This is a genomic window from Kribbella sp. NPDC056861, from assembly GCF_040687575.1.
Classification (GTDB): domain Bacteria; phylum Actinomycetota; class Actinomycetes; order Propionibacteriales; family Kribbellaceae; genus Kribbella.
The window spans coordinates 508014-526006 of the sequence record NZ_JBFBNQ010000004.1 but is presented as its reverse complement, the minus strand read 5'-3'; the positions used below and the strand labels follow the sequence as shown (position 1 = coordinate 526006).

Sequence of the window (17993 nt, the reverse complement as noted above, 5' to 3'; positions counted from 1 at the left end):
GGTGGCATTGGAGACCTCGCCGGATGCGCCCGCAGCCGTTCGCACGATTGCGAACGGCATTGCCGGCTGGATCAATCAGCTCGGCGCCGTCTGGGTCGAGGGGCAGTTGACGGACGTCTCGGCGGGGCGCGGGATGACGACCGTCTTCGGCACGCTGCGCGACACCGACGCCGACATCTCGCTGCGCTTCACCTGCAACCGGCGGATCTTCGACTCGGTGGATCCACCGGTCACCGACGGCGCCCGGGTCGTGGTGAACGCGAAGCCCAACTTCTTCGCCAAGCGCGGCACCCTCGCGCTCGCGGTGAGCGAGATCCGGCACGTCGGGATCGGCGAGCTGCTGGCCCGGATCGAGCGACTGAAGCAACTGCTCGCCGCCGAAGGGCTGTTCGAGTCGTACCGGAAGAAGAAGCTGCCGTTCCTGCCGCACACGATCGGCCTGATCTGCGGCCGCGACTCGGCCGCCGAGCGCGACGTACTGGAGAACGCGAAGCGCCGCTGGCCGGCGGTCGCGTTCCGGGTCGAGTACGCGTCGGTCCAGGGCCCGGCCGCGGCCGGTGAGGTGATGACGGCACTGCGCCGACTGGACGCTGACGAGGACGTCGAGGTGATCGTGATCGCGCGCGGCGGCGGCTCACTCGAAGACCTGCTGCCGTTCTCCGACGAAGGCCTGATCCGCGCGGTCTCCAAGGCCAGTACGCCGATCGTCAGCGCGATCGGCCACGAGCCTGATTCGCCGCTGCTCGACCTGGTCGCCGACCTGCGCGCCTCGACCCCGACCGACGCCGCCAAGCGGATCGTCCCGGACGTCCGCGAGGAGCTCGACGGCGTACGCCTGCTCCGCGAACGCGGCTGGCGAGCGATCCGCAGCTGGCTGGACCGCGAGGAGCACGCCCTCGCCGCGATCCGCAGCCGCCCGTCCCTGGCCGCGCCGACCACCGACCTGCAGCGCCGCTCCGACGAGATCACCGCCCTGGTCGACCGCAGCCGCCGTACCCTGACCCACCGCCTTGACCGCGCCGGCGACGACCTCGCCCACCGCCTCGCCAGCGTGCGCGCCCTGTCCCCCAAAGCAACCCTCGAGCGCGGCTACTCCGTCCTCCAACTCGCCGACGGCACCGCGATCCGTGAACTGGCCCAGGTATCCCCCGGCGACACCCTGAACGCGCGCGTCACCGACGGCCGCTTCGACGTCGAAGTTAAGGAACTGAACTGAAATGCCCAAAAAGGCCGACGCCCCAGCCCGCCCCGAACTGTCCTACGAGCAGGCCCGCGAAGAACTCGTCGAGGTAGTCCGCAAGCTCGAAGCCGGCGGCACCACCCTCGAAGAATCCCTCGCCCTCTGGGAACGCGGCGAACAACTCGCCACCACCTGCCAGCAATGGCTCGACGGCGCCCGCCAACGCCTCACCGAAGCCGCCCAGGAAGAAAAAACCAACTCCTAAAGCGTTAACAGCGCGGTAGCGGCGGCAACTACCCCCGCCTGCATGCGCTTCAGGGAGAAGCCTTCGGTGCGCAGCGCCTGATGGAGGTCGGCGGCGAGCGGCGCCAGGAGGAAGTGGGCCGTATAGTCGGCGTCCAGGTCGGGGCGCGACTCTTCGACCAGCATGGCGACGTGCCGGTGCCAGAGGCGGTACGAGCCGATGCGGTACCGCGCGCCGTCCGAGGCGTTCTCGCTGTCGGCGAAGAGTGCGACATGGCGATCCAGCAGCTCCGTGTACGCCGTCAGGAACGCGTTCACTCGGTCGATCGCAGGAGCACCGGGGCCTAGCGGCGGGGGGCCGCTCAGGAGTTTCGTCTGGAGTTCTACCTCGCGCTCGTCGAGAAGCGCGACCGCGAGGCCGGCGCGGTCGCCGAAGCGGCGGAAGACCGTGCCTTTGCCGACACCTGCCGCGGCGGCGATCGCGTCCAGCGACACGTTCTTCACGCCTTGCTCGGCGAACAGCCGTTCGGCCGCCTCCAGCACCTTCAGCCGGTTGCGGCGTGCGTCGGCGCGTTCCGGGCGTGGTTCACCCAGGACGGGCAGGTTCCGTTGCGAAGCGGACTGCGGTCCGGTATCGTCGTTCACAAGACGGACTGTAGTCCGCAAACGACGTGGGAGGAAACACCATGAGCAACACATCCGTCCGGATCGCGGTCGCGTATCACTCCGGCCAGGGCCACACCGCGCGCCAGGCCGAGGCCGTCGCGGCGGGCGCGGACGCAGTACCGGGGGCTGTCGCCGAGCTGGTCTCGCTGGACGAGCTGACCGATGACACCTGGCAGCGCCTCAAGGCCGCCGACGCGATCATCTTCGGCGCGCCGACCTACATGGGCAGCCCGAGCGCGGTCTTCAAGGCGTTCGCCGAGGCCAGCGTCGGCGCCTGGGCCGACAACCTGGCCTGGCGGGACAAGATCGCCGCGGGATTCACCAACTCCAAGGCGATGTCCGGCGACAAGCTGAACAGCCTGGTCGACATGGCGGTGCTCGCCGCGCAGCACGGGATGATCTGGGTCGGCCTGGACCTCTACCCCGGCTGGGCCGACACGACCGCGAGCATCGAGGACCTCAACCGGCTCGGCAGCTGGCTGGGCGCGATGGCGCAGTCCGACGCCGACCTGTCCGCGGAGAAGGCACCGCCGGAGACCGACCTGCGCACCGCCGCCGCGCTCGGCGCCCGGGTCGCGACCGTCACCTTGCGCCACCAGCGCGGTTCGCTGGCCGCCTGATGGCGTGGCTGGTGCTGATCGCGGCGGCCGGGTTCGAGATCGCGTTCGCACTCAGCCTCAAACCGAGCGACGGGTTCAGCCGGTTCTGGCCGACGGCCGGCGTACTCGTCTTCGGCGTGATCTCCGTCGTACTGCTGGCCAAGACCCTCGACCGACTTCCGGTCGGTACCGCGTACGCCGTCTGGACCGGTCTCGGCTCACTCGGCGTCGTCACCCTCGGCATCATCTTCTTCGGTGAACCAGTCACAGCTCCAAGAGTCGCCTGCATCGCCCTGATCGTCGCGGGCGTGGTCGGCCTCCGGCTCGTCGGCGGAGAGTGAACCCACCCTGGTGGATCGTGTGACCGGTGACGATCGAAGAGCTCACCGCTCACGTCGACGCGGAACTGTTCCGGCGGACCTGCGAGACCGCCTGGGCGACCGCATCGACGAGCGGCCGGGGCCGAGGCGACGACTGGCCGGCCGACCAGGCCGACGTACCGCATGAGCTGTCCGACCTGTTCGCCGGCGACGCCGCGCTCGGCTTCGAGCTCTACCGCGCGATGCCGTGCTTCGCCGTCCTGATGTACGTCGGGTTCGAGCCGCACGACGAGGCGTTCTGGACGGAGGTCCGGTCGCTGCTCGACGATCCGGACGATCGGCTGGCCAGACCGATGGCGTACTGGCTGTGGTGTGGCCCGCTGGAGTCGGCTGCTGAGGTGGAGGACTGCTGGCGAAAGTTGGTTACCGACGCGCCGGACCAGCGACTGCGGCGCTTGCTCGACATCTCCGGGCCGGTCCCGTGGCGACTGAAAGGCGAATTGCTCGAGCGCCTGGCGCAACAGAGCGAATGGAACGACGCCGTACGCGCGGCCCTGGACGCCGCGGCGTCCGAGGTCTTCGGTCAGGTGAAGCCGGAGTCCTAGACCCGGCGGCGGCGGAAGCTGCGGCGGGTGATCCGGCCTCGGGTGGGAACCGAGGCCGGCGGGACGACCGGGGTCTCGACATCGACAGCGTTGGGTTGCGCGACCAGGGACTCGTAGTCGCCCCAGCTCTCCACCCGCAGCGGAACGTTGCCCACGGCATCTACATCGGTGACCGGATGCCGGCCGGTGTCGATCACACCCCAGATGTCCTGGTCGTGCCGCAACTGCCGCAGCTCGCCGAACAGCTCCCGCCCGAACCAGCACGGGTTGCCCCGGCCGTTCTCGTAGCGGCTCACCCCGATCGGCGTCGACGGCCCGGCGACCTCCGCGACGAGCGACCAGACAGTGGCCGATGTCACTCCCGGCTGGTCCCCGAGCATCACCACAATGCCGTCCGTACGCCGATCGACCACGTCCAGCGCAGGCACGATCGACGAGCTCCCGGTGTCGGCGTGCGGCGACTCGACCACCCGCGCGCCGTCCAGGTCAACGCGTTCGCGGACCTGCTCGGAGGCCGTCCCGAGCGTCACGATCAGCTGGTCGAAGCCGCAGTCGCGCGCGATCTCCAGCGAAGCGCCCAGCAGGGTGTCGCCCTGATAGGCGAGCAACTGCCGGGGTACGCCGAGTTGCGGCGACCCTTCAGCGGCCAGCACCAGTCCGGTGACGAACACGCCGCATCAATCCCCGAGCCCGCTGATGACGCGATTCATCTCAGGCTCCCTCGTCGTGGCCAATCTGTCGATTGGAACGTGCGGGGAGTCACCGTGTCAACGGCTGAATAAGTTTCCGGAATTCAGCGCAGGGTCGCAGCAAACGTTTCAAGCGCCTGATATCCGGCATTTCCGGTGACGATCGTGGTGACCCCGGAGCCGATCAACACCAGGGCGTGTTCGTTGTCCCGGTCCAGCAGGGTTTTACGCTGCCAGACCACGCCTGCCACGGTCGAGGTGCCGTCGTCGGCGGTCTTGCCGAGTTCGTCGGCCTGAAATCCCCGGCTCGTCACGTTGGACTGCTCCAGCCCGACATATTTCTTCTGGTCGGTGACAATTCCCAGATGCCAGGTGATCGGGCTTTGCTGGGGTGCGCGGAATTGCACACTGGTGGCCGTCCAGCCGGCCGGCATCGGCTCCGGCCCGCGGATCCAGGAGGCGGCCTTGCGGGCGTCCTCGAGCTGCGCGGTGTACTCGACCGCGCGGACCTTCTCCGACTTCGGCCGCCAGGTGACCACCATCAGGAACGCGACCACGATGAAACAGGCCAGCAGCGCCCAGACCATGTTGGTCAGGGTGCGTGCCTTGGCCCGGTCGATCTTGTTCTGCGCACGGTAGGCCAGCGCCTCGGCGCGGTCCTGGGCCCGCTCGGCCGCGACCCGCTTCTGCTCGGCCGTCAGCTCCGTCGTCGGCCCCTCACTCGTCGAGCTCATGTGACCAGTGTCCCCCGAGACCGCCAACTGTCCGACACCGGTCGTTGGCTACGATCCGTGGCATGAACGACCCGTCCACTCCCCCTGCCCATCTCGAGGTCGACGAGCACGCCCCCGACCGCAACCTGGCCCTGGAGCTGGTCCGGGTCACCGAGGCAGCCGCGATGGCGGCAGGACGGTGGGTCGGCCGGGGCGACAAGAACGGCGCCGACGGCGCGGCCGTGAACGCGATGCGCACCCTGATCGGCACCGTCGGCATGAACGGCGTGGTGGTGATCGGCGAGGGCGAGAAGGACAACGCCCCGATGCTCTACAACGGCGAGCGGGTCGGCTCCGGCGACGGCCCCGAGTGCGACGTCGCGGTCGACCCGGTCGACGGTACGACGCTGGTCGCCAAGGGGATGGCCAACGGCATCGCCGTGATGGCGGTGGCGCCGCGCAACACCATGTACGACCCGTCCGCCGTGTTCTACATGGAGAAGCTCGTGGTCGGCCCCGAGGCCGCCGACGTGGTCGACATCCGGCTGCCCGTCGCCGAGAACATCCGGCTGGTCGCCAAGGCGAAGGGCTCGTCGGTCGACGACGTCACCGTCGTACTGCTCGACCGGCCGCGGCACGACGACCTGGCCGCGCAGATCCGGGCCACCGGCGCGCGGATCAAGTTCATCAGCGACGGCGACGTGGCCGGCGCGGTCGAGGCGGCCCGGCCGGACACCGGCCTGGACATGCTGATCGGCATCGGCGGTACGCCGGAGGGCATCATCGCGGCCTGCGCGATGAAGTGCATGGGCGGCATGATCCAGGGCCGGCTCTGGCCGAAGGACGACGACGAGCGGCAGAAGGCGATCGACGCCGGTCACGACCTCGACCGGGTGCTGTCCACCGACGACCTGGTCAGCGGGGACGACTGCTTCTTCGTCGCGACCGGCATCACCGACGGCGAGCTGCTCCGCGGCGTCCGCTACCGCAGCTCGATCGCCCGTACCCACTCGCTGGTGATGCGCTCGCGCAGCGGCACGATCCGCAGTATCGAGAGCGAGCACCAGCTGTCCAAGCTGCGCGCGTACTCCGCGATCGACTTCGAGCACGCCCGATGACCGCACCCGTCCTCGTGATCGGCGAGGCGCTCGTGGACATCGTCTCCAGCGGCACCGGCAACGGCGGCGCGGGCTCAGGCTCTGGCGCGGGCTCAGGCTCAGGCCGGAACGGGAAGAACGGCAGCAAGGCGACTCCTGGCGGCTCGCCGGCCAACGTCGCGGTCGGTCTGGCCCGGCTCGGCCTGCCGACCGAACTCGTCACCCGCTTCGGCACCGACCCGTACGGCGACCAGCTCGGCGCGCACCTGTTCGGCAACGGCGTCCAGCTGTCGCCCGGTTCGGTCGACCCGAGCTTCCGGACCAGTACTGCGACCGCCACGCTCGACGCCGCCGGCGTTGCGTCGTACCAGTTCGACATCACCTGGGAGCCGCCGAAGCTCTCGCTGCGACGCGGCAGCCCCGCAGTACACACCGGTTCGATCGCCACCGTGCTCGAGCCGGGCGCCGCTGCGATTCGGACCTTCCTCGCGTCGCTCGCCGATCAGCCCGTCACGGTGACCCTCGACCCGAACGCGCGCCCGACGATCACCCCCGACCCGGTCAGCACCTGGGCCGCAGTACGGGAGCTTGCGGCGTCCGCCGACCTGGTGAAGCTGAGCGACGAGGACTGTGAGTTCCTGCGGCCCGGGTTGTCGCCGGACGACATCGCGGCCGAACTGCTCACTGTCGAGCGGACCAAGTGCGTGGTCATCACCCGTGGTGGCGAAGGCGCGATCGGCGTCAGCCGGGACGCACGCGTCGAGGTGACCGCGCCGGCGATCAAGGTGATCGACACGGTCGGCGCCGGTGACTCGTTCATGTCCGCACTCATCGCGGGCCTGCAGGCACGCGGGTTGCTGGGCGCGGTACGGCTTGCCGGGCTGGACGAGCAAGCCCTGCGCGATGTCGTCGACTACGCGGTCAAGGCCGCCGCCATCACCTGCACCCGGCACGGCGCCGACCCGCCCACCGCTGCCGAGCACACCGCGACCTGGGGCTGATCCGTGAGCACCGCGGACGCCTGGTCGGCCGAGCTCGAGTCGTCCGGCCAGGTGGTGTTCCCCCAACGCCGCAAGCGGCTGTGGATCCGCGCCGCCATCGGCGCCGTCCTGCTGGGCAACTCGCTCTGGTCGCTCATCGCCCACATCCGCGACGACGAGATGGACGGCCTGTTCGGCGTACTACGGGTGACGTCGCTCGCGGCCTTCGCCTTCATCGTCGCGATGACCGCCTGGCAACTCATCACCCGCCGCCCGATGGTCACCGTCGACCAGGCCGGCATCCGCGTCGGCAAGAACGGCAAACACGGCTACGCATGGCACCAGATCGCCCGCATCGACGACCCTTCCGGTCCCCCGGGCGGCCGCACCATCCAGATCCAGCCGATCGACCGCCACCGCCTGTCCCCCTTCGGCATCTCCCAGGACAACGTCCTCGAACTGGCTGACCTCGCCACCTGGCTCCGCACCCTCCACACCAACCAGCCCCGGCCTACCGACGCGTAGGTCGCCGCGCACCGCCAGGCGGCCTCCCCGGCATCTACAGTTGTGCGATTGCCTGGGATGTGGGGGAACGCATGGCTGGGATGGGTGAGGCGGGGCCGGAGGTCTGGGATGCGGAGTTCCGGCGGACGGGGCAGGTGGTGTTCCCGCAGCGGTGGCGTGGGGTGGTGTTCCAGTTGTCGATTACGGTAGTGGTCGGGGCGGTGGCGCTGTTCGTCACCTATCAGCGGGCGGGCGGGAGCTGGGGTGCGATCGAGTGGAACGTGCTCGGTGCGGCGGCCGGGGCGGCGCTTGTCGGGGTTGCCGGGTTCAGCGTTTGGCAGTTGATCACCGGGCGGCCGATGGTGGTGGTCGACTCCGAAGGGGTCAGCGCCGGTCGGGGTGCTCGGCGGATCGGGTGGCGGGAGGTGTCCACCATCGTCGTACGGGCTCGGCAGTCGATCAGCCGGGAGGTGGTGCTGGTGCCGATCGATCCGAGTGCATCGCCGGTCACCATCCGGGACAACAATGTGAAGGACCTGGATGCCTTCCTGAGGTGGCTGGAGCAGACCCGGGTACGGCAACTCCACGCAGGCTGAGAGCTCAGCTGAGGCCGAGGCGTTTGCTGAGACGGGGGCCTCGTTTGACCTTGATCTCGCCGAGGATCGCGGTGCCGCGGATGTGGAAGACCTTGACCGGGGCGCCGGTCGCGTCGACGGCGCCGCCGATCCCGTTCTGTTCGGAGACCGAGCCGAGGATCGGGTTGCTGTCCAGGTGCACGATCGCGTTCTGCGGGACCCGGATCTTCACGTCGGCGAGGATCGACTTCACGTCGATGTAGATCTCGTCGTACGGGACGTGCGCCTCGGTGTAGTCCAGCGTTACGTCGCCGAGGACCGCGTTGACCTCCTGGCGTTGCGGCGCGACCCAGGCGCCGAGACGCTTCTGGTCGGACAGGAAGACGTTGATGACCGGCGTCGGCGCGTGCACCGTCATGCCCGGACCCGGCTGGTGCTGCGGCGGCAGGCCGGCTGCGGCGCTCGGCGCGGTCGGGCCGTTCGGGAGGTCGGCGGCGATCTCGACCAGCTCGCCGTAGGTCTTGGCGGAGTACAGCGTCTCCAGCCGGTCCTCCAGCTCGGTGTAGCTGAGCCGGCCCTCGCCCGCGGCGTCGCGCAGTACGTCGGCGACCTGTTCGCGCTCGTAGTCCGACACCCGTCTGCGCAGCGCCAGCTCGTCGCCGGTCGGCTGGGCGGCCGGCGCGGGACTGCTGTCCGGGCGCGGCGTGTCCTGCGGGCGGTTCGGCTGCGGTACGTCGTCTTGGGCCACACCAAAACTCTACGTCCGGACCCGGCCAACCGCCGATAAGGAATAACCCCGGATCCTCCCTGAGGTCGGCACGCACCCGGGCGAGGCGGCGTCAGGGAGACGGAACTAGGCTGGTGGGGTTCTGAGACCACTCGCCTGGAGGTACGCCCGGTGTCCGCCGACTTCAACTACTCCGAACTGCTCCCGCTGGGCGCCGACGCCACGGAGTACCGGCTCCTCACCACCGAGGGAGTGAGCACGTTCACCGCGGGTGGGCGCACCTTCCTGCAGGTGGAGCCCGAGGTGCTGCAGCAGCTCACCGCCGAGGCGATGCACGACATCTCGCACTACCTCCGTACTGCGCACCTCACGCAACTGCGCCGCATCATCGACGACCCGGAGGCGTCCGGGAACGACCGGTTCGTCGCGCTCGACCTGCTGAAGAACGCGAACATCTCGGCCGGCGGCGTGCTGCCGATGTGCCAGGACACCGGTACGGCGATCGTGATGGGCAAGAAGTCCGAGGGCGTGCTGACCGGCGCGGTCGACGAGGAGTGGATCAGCCGGGGCGTGTACGACGCGTACACCAAGCTCAACCTGCGCTACTCGCAGATGGCGCCGCTGACGATGTGGGACGAGAAGAACACCGGCTCCAACCTGCCGGCCCAGATCGAGCTGTACTCGACGCCTGGCTCGGCCGCGGCGGATCCGGCGTACAAGTTCCTGTTCATGGCCAAGGGCGGCGGCTCGGCGAACAAGTCGTTCCTGTTCCAGGAGACCAAGGCGGTGCTGAACCCGGACGGGATGATGAAGTTCCTGGACGAGAAGATCCGCTCGCTCGGGACCGCGGCCTGCCCGCCGTACCACCTGGCGATCGTGGTCGGCGGGACGTCCGCGGAGTACGCGCTGAAGACGGCGAAGTACGCGTCGGCGCACTACCTGGACGCGTTGCCGACGACGGGATCGCCGCTGGGCAACGGGTTCCGCGACGTGGAACTGGAGGAGAAGGTCTTCCAGCTGACCCAGGACTTCGGCATCGGCGCGCAGTTCGGCGGCAAGTACTTCTGCCACGACGTCCGGGTGATCCGGCTGCCGCGGCACGGCGCGTCCTGCCCGGTCGCGATCGCGGTGTCCTGCTCGGCGGACCGGCAGGCGCTGGCCAAGATCACCCCGGAGGGGGTCTTCCTGGAGCAGCTCGAGCGCGACCCGGCCCGATTCCTGCCGGACACCACCGACGAGCATTTGTCGGATGACGCCGAGGTGGTCCGGATCGACCTGAACCGGCCGATGGCGGAGATCCGCACCGAGCTGTCGAAGCTGCCGGTCAAGACGCGGCTGTCGCTGAGCGGCCCGCTGGTGGTGGCGCGCGACATCGCGCACGCCAAGATCAAGGAGCGCCTCGACGCCGGCGAGCCGATGCCGCAGTACCTGAAGGACCACGCCGTGTACTACGCCGGCCCCGCCAAGACGCCCGAGGGCTACGCGTCAGGCTCCTTCGGCCCGACCACGGCCGGCCGGATGGATGCGTACGTCGACCAGTTCCAGGCGGCCGGCGGCTCCTTCGTAATGCTTGCCAAGGGCAACCGCTCGGCCAAGGTGACGGCCGCCTGCAAGGAACACGGCGGCTTCTACCTCGGCTCGATCGGCGGCCCCGCGGCCCGCCTCGCCCAGGACTGCATCAAGTCCGTCGACGTGATCGAGTACGCCGAACTGGGGATGGAGGCCGTCTGGAAGATCGAGGTCGAGGACTTCCCCGCCTTCGTCGTGGTCGACGACAAGGGCAACGACTTCTTCACCGACACCCGCAAGCCGGTCCCCCTCACCACCCGCCCCCGCAGCTGACCCACAGCCGGTACTGCGATGAGCACCCGCGACACCCCCGCCCAGATCGGCGACCTGCCACCGATCGGCCGCCCGGCCAACAGCGCCTTGCTGCTGGCCGGGATCACCACCCTCGCCCAGGTCGCCACACTTACCCGTGCTGACCTGTTGGCGATGCACGGCGTAGGACCCAGAGCCGTCCGCATCCTCGAAGCCGCACTGCAGGACCACGGTCTGGCCTTTTCCGGCTAACTGACAAGTCGCTCACGGGTTGGTGATCCAGCCTGCGGCCAGCAGGATCTCGGTGGCCACCTGTGGGAGCGGGCGATCGTTCGGTACGGCGAAGTCCTCGATCCGCGGGAGTTCGTCGTACTCCGCCAGGGCTTGCCGGAGATCCCAGTCCGGTCCTCGGGTGAGACCTCGGGTGCGGCTCTCGACCAGCTCGGGCGAGGTGACCAGCCTGACCATTTGCACGTCGCAGCCGGTCAGACAACCGGCGAAGGCCTGGCGGAGCTCGGTGGTGCCGATCACGCCGCTGACGACCACGAAGCGGGCGCCGGCGGCGCGGTAGGTCGCCCAGACCTTGGTGAGGTTCTGCACGCGTAGGCGGTCGTGGAAGCCGGGCTGGTGTGGCGGCGTCGGCCCGTACTGCGAGAGCGTGTCCAGGTCGATCACCGCGGTCGGGAGCGACCGGCCGGTGAGGATCCTGCCGATCGCCTGTCCGGTAGCCGTTTTGCCGGCTCCCCCGCCGCCGTTGATCAGCAACCCCCGGCACCCGGTGTCCATCATCGCCATCACCCCAGGCTAGAAGCTCCCAGGCCCGCCAAGCCAGAACCTCTCGGCGCTGCCTGGCTGGAAGCTTCCGCCCATGACCAAGCCAGAACCTCTCGGTCTGGTCAGGGCAAGAGGCTCCGGGCTTGGGCAGAGCTCAGCGAATATCAGCCAAGGAGCTCCTCCGCGATGTGAGCGACGGCGTAGCCGGTAGGGGCTTCCGGCAAGCGGAGGTGCGGGTCCGGACGCCAGTCCTTCCAGTTGTCGGTGAAGGGCGAGCCCCAGGCCTCGATCTCGCGTACTGCGGTGTGCGCGTCGGCGATGATCCGGTCGGCCTCTGCCTGGGTGAAGCGGCCGGTCGCGACGGCGCCTTCCAGTTCGTCCTCGTCTTTCCAGTCGATGCGGCGGTCCGGGTGGATCCACAGGTCCAGGACGTAGTCCATCGAGCTGGTGCGGCGGGCCTCGATGTCGCGGCGGTGCTCGGACTCGAGGTTCACGTACCAGCCGAGGAAGGTCTCGTCGGCGGCCCAGAAGTGCCAGATCGACCAGGGCTTGCCGGTCGGGGCGACCTTGAGGATGCCGGTGCCGTGCCAGATGTCGAGCTTGAGCACCCGGTCCTCGGTGTGCATCCCTTGCGGGCCGGCGTGCCGGGTCTCGCGACCGTCGACCAGCACGGGTTTGATCAGCGGAGTACCGGGCGCGAGCCAGGCGACCAGGCCGTCCTCGTCGTCGCGGACCACGGTCATCGGCCGCACGTTCGGGAACTCGCTGAACTGCCCCGCACCTTCGTAGATCCACTCGATGGTCGTCCCGGGCTCCCAGTGCACGGCCAGCCCGGTCGTCGCGTCGGCCGTCACGAGTCCGCCGACGCGGCCGGATCAGCCGGGGCCGCCGGACGGGTCATCGACAGCAGGTCGAGGGCCGCGTCGAGCTGCTCCTCGGTCAGGTCGCCCTGGCTGACGTGGCCGTTCTCGATCACGACCTCGCGGATCGACTTGCCCTGCTTGAGCGCGCTCTTCGCCACCTTGGCGGCGTTCTCGTAGCCGATGTACTTGTTCAGCGGGGTGACGATCGACGGCGACGACTCGGCCAGCGCGCGGGCGTGCTCGACGTTCGCGGTGATGCCGTCGACGCAGCGGTCGGCGAGCAGCCGGGACGCGTTGCCGAGCAGCTGGATCGACTCCAGCAGGTTGCGGGCGATCACCGGAAGCATCACGTTCAGCTCGAAGTTGCCGCCGGCGCCGGCCACCGTGATGGTGGTGTCGTTGCCGATCACCTGCGCGGCCACCATCAGGGTCGCCTCGCAGATCACCGGGTTCACCTTGCCCGGCATGATGCTCGACCCCGGTTGCAGGTCGGGCAGGGCGATCTCGCCCAGCCCGGCGCGCGGCCCCGAGCCCATCCAGCGCAGGTCGTTGCAGATCTTCGTCAGGCTGACCGCGATCGTCTTCAGCTGCCCCGACAGCTCCACCAGGGCATCGCGGGCGCCTTGCGCCTCGAAGTGATCCGCCGCCTCGCTCAGCTCCAACCCGGTCCGCCGGTTCAGCTCGGTGATCACCTTGCCCGCGAAGCCGGGCGGCGTGTTGATCCCCGTCCCCACCGCCGTCCCGCCCAACGGCAGCTCGGTCACCCGCGGCAGCGTCGCGCGCACCCGATCGGCACCCCGGCTGATCTGCGCTGCGTACCCGTTGAACTCTTGCCCCAACGTCACCGGCGTCGCGTCCATCAGATGCGTGCGCCCCGACTTCACCACAGTGGCGAACTCAGTGCCCTTCGCCGACAGCGATTGCACCAGGTGCTCCAGCGCCGGCAACAGGTCCTGCACGACACCGGACGTCGCGGCGACGTGGATCGCCGACGGGAAGGTGTCGTTGCTCGACTGGCTCGCGTTGACGTGATCGTTCGGGTGCACCTCGGCGTCCAGCGCTCGGGTCGCGAGAGTAGCAAGCACCTCGTTCACGTTCATGTTCGTCGAGGTGCCCGAGCCGGTCTGGAACACGTCGATCGGGAACTCCGCGTCGAACTCGCCCGCGCTGACCCGGTCGGCGGCCGCGACGATGCCGTCGGCAAGCTTCTGGTCCAGCACCCCGAGCTCGGCGTTCACCACCGCGGCCGAGGCCTTGATCTGAGCCAGCGCGTGGACGAGGGCCGGCGCCAGCGGTTGGCCGGAGATCGGGAAGTTCTCCACCGCGCGCTGGGTCTGGGCGCGCCACAGCGCGTCCCGCGGCACCGACACCTCGCCCATCGTGTCGTGCTCGATCCTGAATTCCACGTTGTCTCCCATACCTGCAGAGTACGTCGATCCGCACTGTCCGCCGGGACTGATAGAACCGTTGTGGACAACACCACACGAGGGGACACCCATGCGCTTCACGCAGGCTTTCGAGATCACCAAATGGGACCAGTCGACCTATGACGAGTCAGGCGATCTCACCCTGGGCCGCGCCGCTGTCGGCAAGACCTTCACCGGCTCCAAGCTGGAAGGCGCGGACCTGGCCGAGCAAGGCGCCGGTCTCGAAGGCACCAGCTCCGCCGAGCTGCTGATGGTCGGCACCGGCCAGGGCCCCGCGGCGTACACGGCGGTCGAGCGCTTCTCCGGCACGCTGGCCGGCCGCGCGGGCACCTTCGTGATCGTGCACGGCGCGAGCGCCGACCAGACCTCGTCGCCCGGCAAGATCGTCGCGGCCGACGGCGACCTGGCCGGTCTCACCGGAACGGTCGTCTACGAGCACGACGACCAGGGCCCGCGCCTGACGGTGGACTACGAACTGCCCTGAGAGACGCTGCCCTGATAGACGTAGTACGTCTCGGCCCGTCCCTGCAGTCGCACGGGAACGGGCCGGACGGCGCATGCCCCGAACGCCCCGCGGATCGCCGACTCCAGCGCGGCCGAGGCTGACGACGACCACACCGTCAGTACGCCGCCCGCGGCGAGCCGCCGCCGGCACTCGGCCAGGAAATCTGTCTGATAGATCAACGAATTATCGTTGTAGACAAGGAAGTCCGGCCCGTTGTCCACATCCAGCAGCAACCCGTCCAGGCTGCCCGCCTCCTGACCCAGTACGACGTCGCGCACGTCGCCGATCGTGACGTGCACCCGAGGATCCCCGAGCACCGACGGCACCAGCCCGTCCTTCATCCACCGCACCACCGCCGGCTCGATCTCCGCGACCAGCACCGACTCCACCCGCTCGTCGGCGAGCAGCGCCCGGACGGTGTAGCCGAGCCCGAGCCCGCCCACCAGCACCCGCCGCGGCCGCGGTACGAGATCAAGGGCGGCCGACGCGAGCAGTTCCTCACTCGACGTCTCCACGTCGTCCATCACGAACACGCCGTTGACCCGCAGCTCGACGGCCCCGTCATCGCGGCGTCGCAGTAGGAGCTCACCCCGCTCGCTGACCGCCCTCGCCAGCTCGCTCAACGGTCGTCAGTACCAGCCCTTGGCCTTGGAGTGCGACCAGGCGCCGCACGGCGAGCCGTGCCGGTTCTCGATGTAGTCCAGACCCCACTGGATCTGGACGACCGGGTTGGTCCGCCAGTCCTTGCCGTACGCCGCCATCCGGTTGCCCGGCAGCGCCTGCGGGATGCCGTAGGCGCTGGACGACGGGTTGTCCGCGTCGACCCGCCAACGGGACTCCTTGTTCCACAGGCTCTCCAGGCAGCTGAACTGACTGGCTCCCCAGCCGTGGTCGCCGAGCAGGTTCTTGGCGATCTGCTTGGGGGTGCCCTCGAACTTCTTCCGCTCGGCGTCGCGGCTGGCGCGCTCCTCGCGGGAGCTCCGCTCGGTCTTCTGCAGCGCCTTGTAGCGGGCCAGGGCGGTGTTCTTCGCCTTCTGCCGCAGATCGGACGCGTCCTGCGCGGCCTTGCGCTCGGCGTCGACGGCCTCGATCTGGTTGCGGAGCTGGATCACTTCCTGGGCCTGCTCGGCCGCCGTCTTCGGCTTCGGCTTCGGCGACTTGGCCGCCTGCGCGCGCTCGCTGTTCAGCACGGCCATCTCGGCCCGGCCGGAGACCGGGTCGGACGCGGCGTTGCTGCCAGGGGAGTTGAAGAGGTCGAGACCTGCGACTACCGAGACGACGACGATCCCGCTGACTGCGAGGATCGCGACGGAACGCTTCGCTTTCATCTGTCCTTCCGAGTTACCCGACCCCCGTCGGCTGCAACAGGAACATACTCTGGCCTAATCAGAGCGTGATCACAACAACGTCACAATGAACGGTGCGGCCACATGGCGTGTGGCCGCACCGGGTACCGCGAAATCTTTATTTCTGTCTTACAGAGGCTGCTACAGCTGCACGTCCTCCAGCATTTCGGTGACCAGCGCGGCGATCGGCGAACGCTCCGACCGGGTCAGCGTGACGTGGGCGAACAGTGGGTGACCCTTCAGCTTCTCGACCACCGCGACGACGCCGTCGTGCCGGCCGACCCGCAGGTTGTCGCGCTGGGCGACGTCGTGGGTCAGCACCACCCGCGAGTTCGCGCCGATCCGGGACAGCACCGTGAGCAGCACGTTGCGCTCCAGCGACTGGGCCTCGTCGACGATCACGAACGCGTCGTGCAGCGACCGGCCGCGGATGTGGGTCAGCGGCATCACCTCGAGCATGCCGCGGTCCATCACCTCGTCGATCACGTCGGCACTGGTCAGCGCGCCGAGCGTGTCGTGCACCGCCTGCGCCCAGGGCGCCATCTTCTCGGACTCCGAGCCGGGCAGGTAGCCGAGCTCCTGGCCGCCGACCGCGAACAGCGGCCGGAAGACCACCACCTTCTTGTGCTGCCGGCGCTCCATCACCGCTTCCAGCCCGGCGCACAGCGCGAGCGCCGACTTGCCGGTGCCCGCGCGGCCGCCGAGCGAGATGATCCCGACGTCCGGGTCCAGCAGCAGATCCAGTGCGACCCGCTGCTCGGCCGACCGGCCGCGCAGCCCGAACGCCTCCCGGTCGCCGCGGACCAGCCTGATCCGCTTGTCCGGCATCACCCGGCCGAGCGCGCTGCCGCGCTCGGACAGCAGCACCAGCCCGGTGTGGGTGGGGAAGTCCCGGCCCTCGGGGATGTCCAGCACGCCGTCCTCGTACAGGCTGTCGACGTCGCTGGTCGGCACCTCCAGCTCGTCCATCCCGGTCCAGCCGGACGACTCCAGCGCCAGCTCGGCGCGGTACTCCTCGGCGTCCAGGCCGCAGGCCGAGGCCTTCACCCGCATCGGCAGGTCCTTGGAGACCAAGGTGACGTTGCGGCCCTCGGCCTGGAAGTTGCAGGCCACCGCGAGGATGCGGCTGTCGTTGTCACCGAGCCGGAAACCGGCCGGCAACCCCTCGGGGTCGGTGTGATTGAGCTCGACCCGGAGTGTTCCACCCTTCTCCCCCACTGGCAGGGGGGCGTCCAACCGTCCGTGCTTGATCCTGAGCTCGTCCATCACCCGCAACGCGGTGCGGGCGAAGTAGCCGAGCTCGGGGTGATGCCGTTTGGCCTCCAGTTCGGTGACTACGACAACCGGGATGACGACCTCGTGCTCGTCGAAGCGCACCATCGCGTGCGGATCCGACAGCAGGACCGAGGTGTCCAGCACAAAAGTGCGCTGGTCCGGCGTGGATGAGGGGGTTGACGCCTTGGCGTGGGTGGCAGCCATGTCGCACGTCCTCTCGGACCGCAGCGTGCACCACGCCCGGCCCACCAGTGGTTAGGTGTTGGACCGGGTCCGGACCCGGAGGTCTGGTGCAGACCCCCTCCGTCCCGCAAGGCGCACGGAACCGGAAATCAGTGAGGACGAGACCGTGGGTCTCGGGCACTCCGTTCGGCGCCTCATGGGGCTACCGGCGAGCAATGAAGTCTCATCTGATCGGGCCTCCCGAACAGCCGGCTTCCCCTCCGACCGTCACTAAGGACTGTAGGTCTGTCCTGCGAACCCCGCAGCCCGACACGCCCGGCCACCGAGTTAACGGCTTGTTACGTGTTTCCGTCCATCGGGGGACGCCGCTCACCCCACCGAGGGAGCCGGTACGCCGGTCCGCCGCCGCACGCTGGGAGCATGCTGAAAAACACCCTCGGTTACGCCACCAGCCTCTGGTCGCTGACCTACGGCGTGCTGGGGATCTACTGGTCCACGGGCGGCGCCGGATACCCGTTCGCGCCGGTCGACGGCGACCACCGGACCGCCTCGGTGCTGGAGGGCGCACCGGTCGGCGTGGTCGCGCCAGTGATGGCCGTGCTCGGCCTGCTGGGCGCAGTGATCGCCTTGCTGATGACCCTCAGGACCACCCGCTACCTGCTCCCGTACGCCGTGGCCATGGCGGTCCTACTGGCCTTGCTGATCCCTGACTACACCCCGCTGGCCATGCTGGCGATCTCCCCCGCGCTGCTGGTCTTCGCCTTCACCGGCGTCCCAGGAGCCCAGGGCGGCGTCGGCGAGATCCTCTACTGGCACCGCATCAACATCCTGATCATCTTCGTCGGCGGCCTCCTGTGGGCCGCCACGGCCGTCAGCTATCACCGAAGGCGCCGTCAGGCCT

The 17993-nt window shown here is 69.2% G+C and carries 22 protein-coding genes; 12 read left to right on the top strand and 10 right to left on the bottom strand.

Features of this window, described 5'->3' with window-relative positions; all coding sequences use genetic code 11:
* Position 1 precedes the first annotated feature (1 nt).
* Positions 2 to 1216, top strand: coding sequence for an exodeoxyribonuclease VII large subunit (gene xseA / locus AB0P21_RS21995; protein WP_363698987.1), 1215 nt, complete (start codon positions 2 to 4; stop codon positions 1214 to 1216).
* A 1-nt stretch (position 1217) separates the two neighbouring features.
* Positions 1218 to 1445, top strand: coding sequence for an exodeoxyribonuclease VII small subunit (locus tag AB0P21_RS21990; RefSeq protein ID WP_363698986.1), 228 nt, complete (start codon positions 1218 to 1220; stop codon positions 1443 to 1445).
* Here the strand turns inward: AB0P21_RS21990 and AB0P21_RS21985 are convergent.
* Positions 1442 to 2068 carry a helix-turn-helix domain-containing protein gene (locus AB0P21_RS21985; RefSeq protein WP_363698985.1) on the bottom strand — a complete coding sequence of 209 codons (627 nt, stop codon included), beginning with the start codon at positions 2066 to 2068 and terminating at the stop codon, positions 1442 to 1444. The two genes, AB0P21_RS21990 and AB0P21_RS21985, sit on opposite strands and share 4 nt — an antisense overlap.
* Positions 2069 to 2109: 41 nt before the next feature.
* On the opposite strand from AB0P21_RS21985, the gene AB0P21_RS21980 reads away from it, so the two are divergent.
* From AB0P21_RS21980 to AB0P21_RS21970, 3 genes are read left to right on the top strand one after another with little or no spacing between them, the layout of a single operon-like run.
* The gene (locus AB0P21_RS21980; protein ID WP_363698984.1) at positions 2110 to 2709 is read left to right on the top strand and encodes a flavodoxin family protein; all 600 of its coding nucleotides are present in this window, start codon (positions 2110 to 2112) and stop codon (positions 2707 to 2709) included.
* Positions 2709 to 3029: a multidrug efflux SMR transporter gene (locus AB0P21_RS21975; RefSeq protein ID WP_363698983.1), complete on the top strand. Its 321-nt coding sequence runs from the start codon at positions 2709 to 2711 to the stop codon at positions 3027 to 3029. The genes AB0P21_RS21980 and AB0P21_RS21975 overlap by 1 nt, the downstream gene beginning before the upstream one ends.
* 26 nt (positions 3030 to 3055) lie before the next feature.
* The gene (locus tag AB0P21_RS21970; RefSeq protein WP_363698982.1) at positions 3056 to 3613 is read left to right on the top strand and encodes a hypothetical protein; all 558 of its coding nucleotides are present in this window, start codon (positions 3056 to 3058) and stop codon (positions 3611 to 3613) included.
* Here AB0P21_RS21970 and AB0P21_RS21965 read toward each other — a convergent pair.
* Complete coding sequence (locus AB0P21_RS21965; RefSeq protein WP_363698981.1) at positions 3610 to 4284, bottom strand: nucleotidyltransferase family protein; 675 nt, start codon at positions 4282 to 4284, stop codon at positions 3610 to 3612. The two genes, AB0P21_RS21970 and AB0P21_RS21965, sit on opposite strands and share 4 nt — an antisense overlap.
* A gap of 122 nt (positions 4285 to 4406) precedes the next feature.
* Entirely contained in the window at positions 4407 to 5036 is a 630-nt protein-coding gene (locus tag AB0P21_RS21960; protein WP_363698980.1) for a DUF4245 domain-containing protein, read from the bottom strand.
* A 62-nt stretch (positions 5037 to 5098) separates the two neighbouring features.
* Here AB0P21_RS21960 and glpX point away from each other — a divergent pair, with 62 nt between their 5' ends.
* From glpX to AB0P21_RS21940, 4 genes are all read left to right on the top strand, one after another.
* On the top strand, positions 5099 to 6133 hold the full coding sequence (gene glpX / locus AB0P21_RS21955) for a class II fructose-bisphosphatase (RefSeq protein WP_363698979.1): 1035 nt from the start codon (positions 5099 to 5101) through the stop codon (positions 6131 to 6133).
* Positions 6130 to 7113 carry a carbohydrate kinase gene (locus AB0P21_RS21950; protein ID WP_363698978.1) on the top strand — a complete coding sequence of 328 codons (984 nt, stop codon included), beginning with the start codon at positions 6130 to 6132 and terminating at the stop codon, positions 7111 to 7113. Before glpX ends, AB0P21_RS21950 begins: the two co-directional genes overlap by 4 nt.
* 3 nt (positions 7114 to 7116) lie before the next feature.
* On the top strand, positions 7117 to 7617 hold the full coding sequence (locus tag AB0P21_RS21945) for a hypothetical protein (RefSeq protein ID WP_363698977.1): 501 nt from the start codon (positions 7117 to 7119) through the stop codon (positions 7615 to 7617).
* Between the two features lie 71 nt (positions 7618 to 7688).
* Positions 7689 to 8192, top strand: coding sequence for a hypothetical protein (locus tag AB0P21_RS21940; RefSeq protein WP_363698976.1), 504 nt, complete (start codon positions 7689 to 7691; stop codon positions 8190 to 8192).
* A gap of 4 nt (positions 8193 to 8196) precedes the next feature.
* Here AB0P21_RS21940 and AB0P21_RS21935 read toward each other — a convergent pair whose 3' ends face one another.
* Positions 8197 to 8919: a DUF1707 domain-containing protein gene (locus tag AB0P21_RS21935; protein WP_363698975.1), complete on the bottom strand. Its 723-nt coding sequence runs from the start codon at positions 8917 to 8919 to the stop codon at positions 8197 to 8199.
* Positions 8920 to 9069: 150 nt separating this feature from the next.
* Here AB0P21_RS21935 and AB0P21_RS21930 point away from each other — a divergent pair, with 150 nt between their 5' ends.
* Both AB0P21_RS21930 and AB0P21_RS21925 read left to right on the top strand, forming a co-directional pair.
* The gene (locus AB0P21_RS21930; RefSeq protein ID WP_363698974.1) at positions 9070 to 10740 is read left to right on the top strand and encodes a fumarate hydratase; all 1671 of its coding nucleotides are present in this window, start codon (positions 9070 to 9072) and stop codon (positions 10738 to 10740) included.
* An 18-nt stretch (positions 10741 to 10758) separates the two neighbouring features.
* A complete protein-coding gene (locus AB0P21_RS21925) occupies positions 10759 to 10971 on the top strand; it encodes a hypothetical protein (RefSeq protein WP_363698973.1) in 213 nt (70 codons plus the stop codon).
* Between the two features lie 12 nt (positions 10972 to 10983).
* Here AB0P21_RS21925 and AB0P21_RS21920 read toward each other — a convergent pair whose 3' ends face one another.
* The 3 genes from AB0P21_RS21920 to AB0P21_RS21910 all read right to left on the bottom strand — a co-directional run bounded on the left by AB0P21_RS21920 (position 10984) and on the right by AB0P21_RS21910 (position 13774).
* Positions 10984 to 11514: a hypothetical protein gene (locus AB0P21_RS21920; RefSeq protein ID WP_363698972.1), complete on the bottom strand. Its 531-nt coding sequence runs from the start codon at positions 11512 to 11514 to the stop codon at positions 10984 to 10986.
* A 143-nt stretch (positions 11515 to 11657) separates the two neighbouring features.
* On the bottom strand, positions 11658 to 12347 hold the full coding sequence (locus AB0P21_RS21915) for a DUF402 domain-containing protein (RefSeq protein WP_363698971.1): 690 nt from the start codon (positions 12345 to 12347) through the stop codon (positions 11658 to 11660).
* The gene (locus AB0P21_RS21910) at positions 12344 to 13774 is read right to left on the bottom strand and encodes a class II fumarate hydratase (protein ID WP_363698970.1); all 1431 of its coding nucleotides are present in this window, start codon (positions 13772 to 13774) and stop codon (positions 12344 to 12346) included. Before AB0P21_RS21910 ends, AB0P21_RS21915 begins: the two co-directional genes overlap by 4 nt.
* A 79-nt stretch (positions 13775 to 13853) precedes the next feature.
* On the opposite strand from AB0P21_RS21910, the gene AB0P21_RS21905 reads away from it, so the two are divergent.
* On the top strand, positions 13854 to 14267 hold the full coding sequence (locus AB0P21_RS21905) for a DUF3224 domain-containing protein (protein WP_363698969.1): 414 nt from the start codon (positions 13854 to 13856) through the stop codon (positions 14265 to 14267).
* Here AB0P21_RS21905 and AB0P21_RS21900 read toward each other — a convergent pair.
* From AB0P21_RS21900 to AB0P21_RS21890, 3 genes are all read right to left on the bottom strand, one after another.
* Positions 14252 to 14911: a hypothetical protein gene (locus tag AB0P21_RS21900; protein ID WP_363698968.1), complete on the bottom strand. Its 660-nt coding sequence runs from the start codon at positions 14909 to 14911 to the stop codon at positions 14252 to 14254. The two genes, AB0P21_RS21905 and AB0P21_RS21900, sit on opposite strands and share 16 nt — an antisense overlap.
* 6 nt (positions 14912 to 14917) lie before the next feature.
* Positions 14918 to 15616 (bottom strand): hypothetical protein, encoded by a 699-nt coding sequence (locus tag AB0P21_RS21895; protein WP_363698967.1) that lies wholly within the window; start codon positions 15614 to 15616, stop codon positions 14918 to 14920.
* Between the two features lie 159 nt (positions 15617 to 15775).
* The gene (locus tag AB0P21_RS21890) at positions 15776 to 17113 is read right to left on the bottom strand and encodes a PhoH family protein (protein WP_363698966.1); all 1338 of its coding nucleotides are present in this window, start codon (positions 17111 to 17113) and stop codon (positions 15776 to 15778) included.
* Positions 17114 to 17993 lie beyond the last annotated feature (880 nt).

What these genes read in the sequence shown, in the direction of transcription:
- AB0P21_RS21990 (WP_363698986.1), top strand. Translation starts at nt 1,218, where the DNA reads ATGCCCAAAAAGGCCGACGCCCCAGCCCGCCCCGAACTGTCCTACGAG.
- AB0P21_RS21980 (WP_363698984.1), top strand. Translation starts at nt 2,110, where the DNA reads ATGAGCAACACATCCGTCCGGATCGCGGTCGCGTATCACTCCGGCCAG.
- AB0P21_RS21975 (WP_363698983.1), top strand. Translation starts at nt 2,709, where the DNA reads ATGGCGTGGCTGGTGCTGATCGCGGCGGCCGGGTTCGAGATCGCGTTC.
- AB0P21_RS21960 (WP_363698980.1), bottom strand. Translation starts at nt 5,036, where the DNA reads ATGAGCTCGACGAGTGAGGGGCCGACGACGGAGCTGACGGCCGAGCAG.
- glpX (WP_363698979.1), top strand. Translation starts at nt 5,099, where the DNA reads ATGAACGACCCGTCCACTCCCCCTGCCCATCTCGAGGTCGACGAGCAC.
- AB0P21_RS21950 (WP_363698978.1), top strand. Translation starts at nt 6,130, where the DNA reads ATGACCGCACCCGTCCTCGTGATCGGCGAGGCGCTCGTGGACATCGTC.
- AB0P21_RS21940 (WP_363698976.1), top strand. Translation starts at nt 7,689, where the DNA reads ATGGCTGGGATGGGTGAGGCGGGGCCGGAGGTCTGGGATGCGGAGTTC.
- AB0P21_RS21925 (WP_363698973.1), top strand. Translation starts at nt 10,759, where the DNA reads ATGAGCACCCGCGACACCCCCGCCCAGATCGGCGACCTGCCACCGATC.
- AB0P21_RS21920 (WP_363698972.1), bottom strand. Translation starts at nt 11,514, where the DNA reads ATGGCGATGATGGACACCGGGTGCCGGGGGTTGCTGATCAACGGCGGC.
- AB0P21_RS21910 (WP_363698970.1), bottom strand. Translation starts at nt 13,774, where the DNA reads ATGGGAGACAACGTGGAATTCAGGATCGAGCACGACACGATGGGCGAG.
- AB0P21_RS21905 (WP_363698969.1), top strand. Translation starts at nt 13,854, where the DNA reads ATGCGCTTCACGCAGGCTTTCGAGATCACCAAATGGGACCAGTCGACC.
- AB0P21_RS21895 (WP_363698967.1), bottom strand. Translation starts at nt 15,616, where the DNA reads ATGAAAGCGAAGCGTTCCGTCGCGATCCTCGCAGTCAGCGGGATCGTC.
- AB0P21_RS21890 (WP_363698966.1), bottom strand. Translation starts at nt 17,113, where the DNA reads ATGGCTGCCACCCACGCCAAGGCGTCAACCCCCTCATCCACGCCGGAC.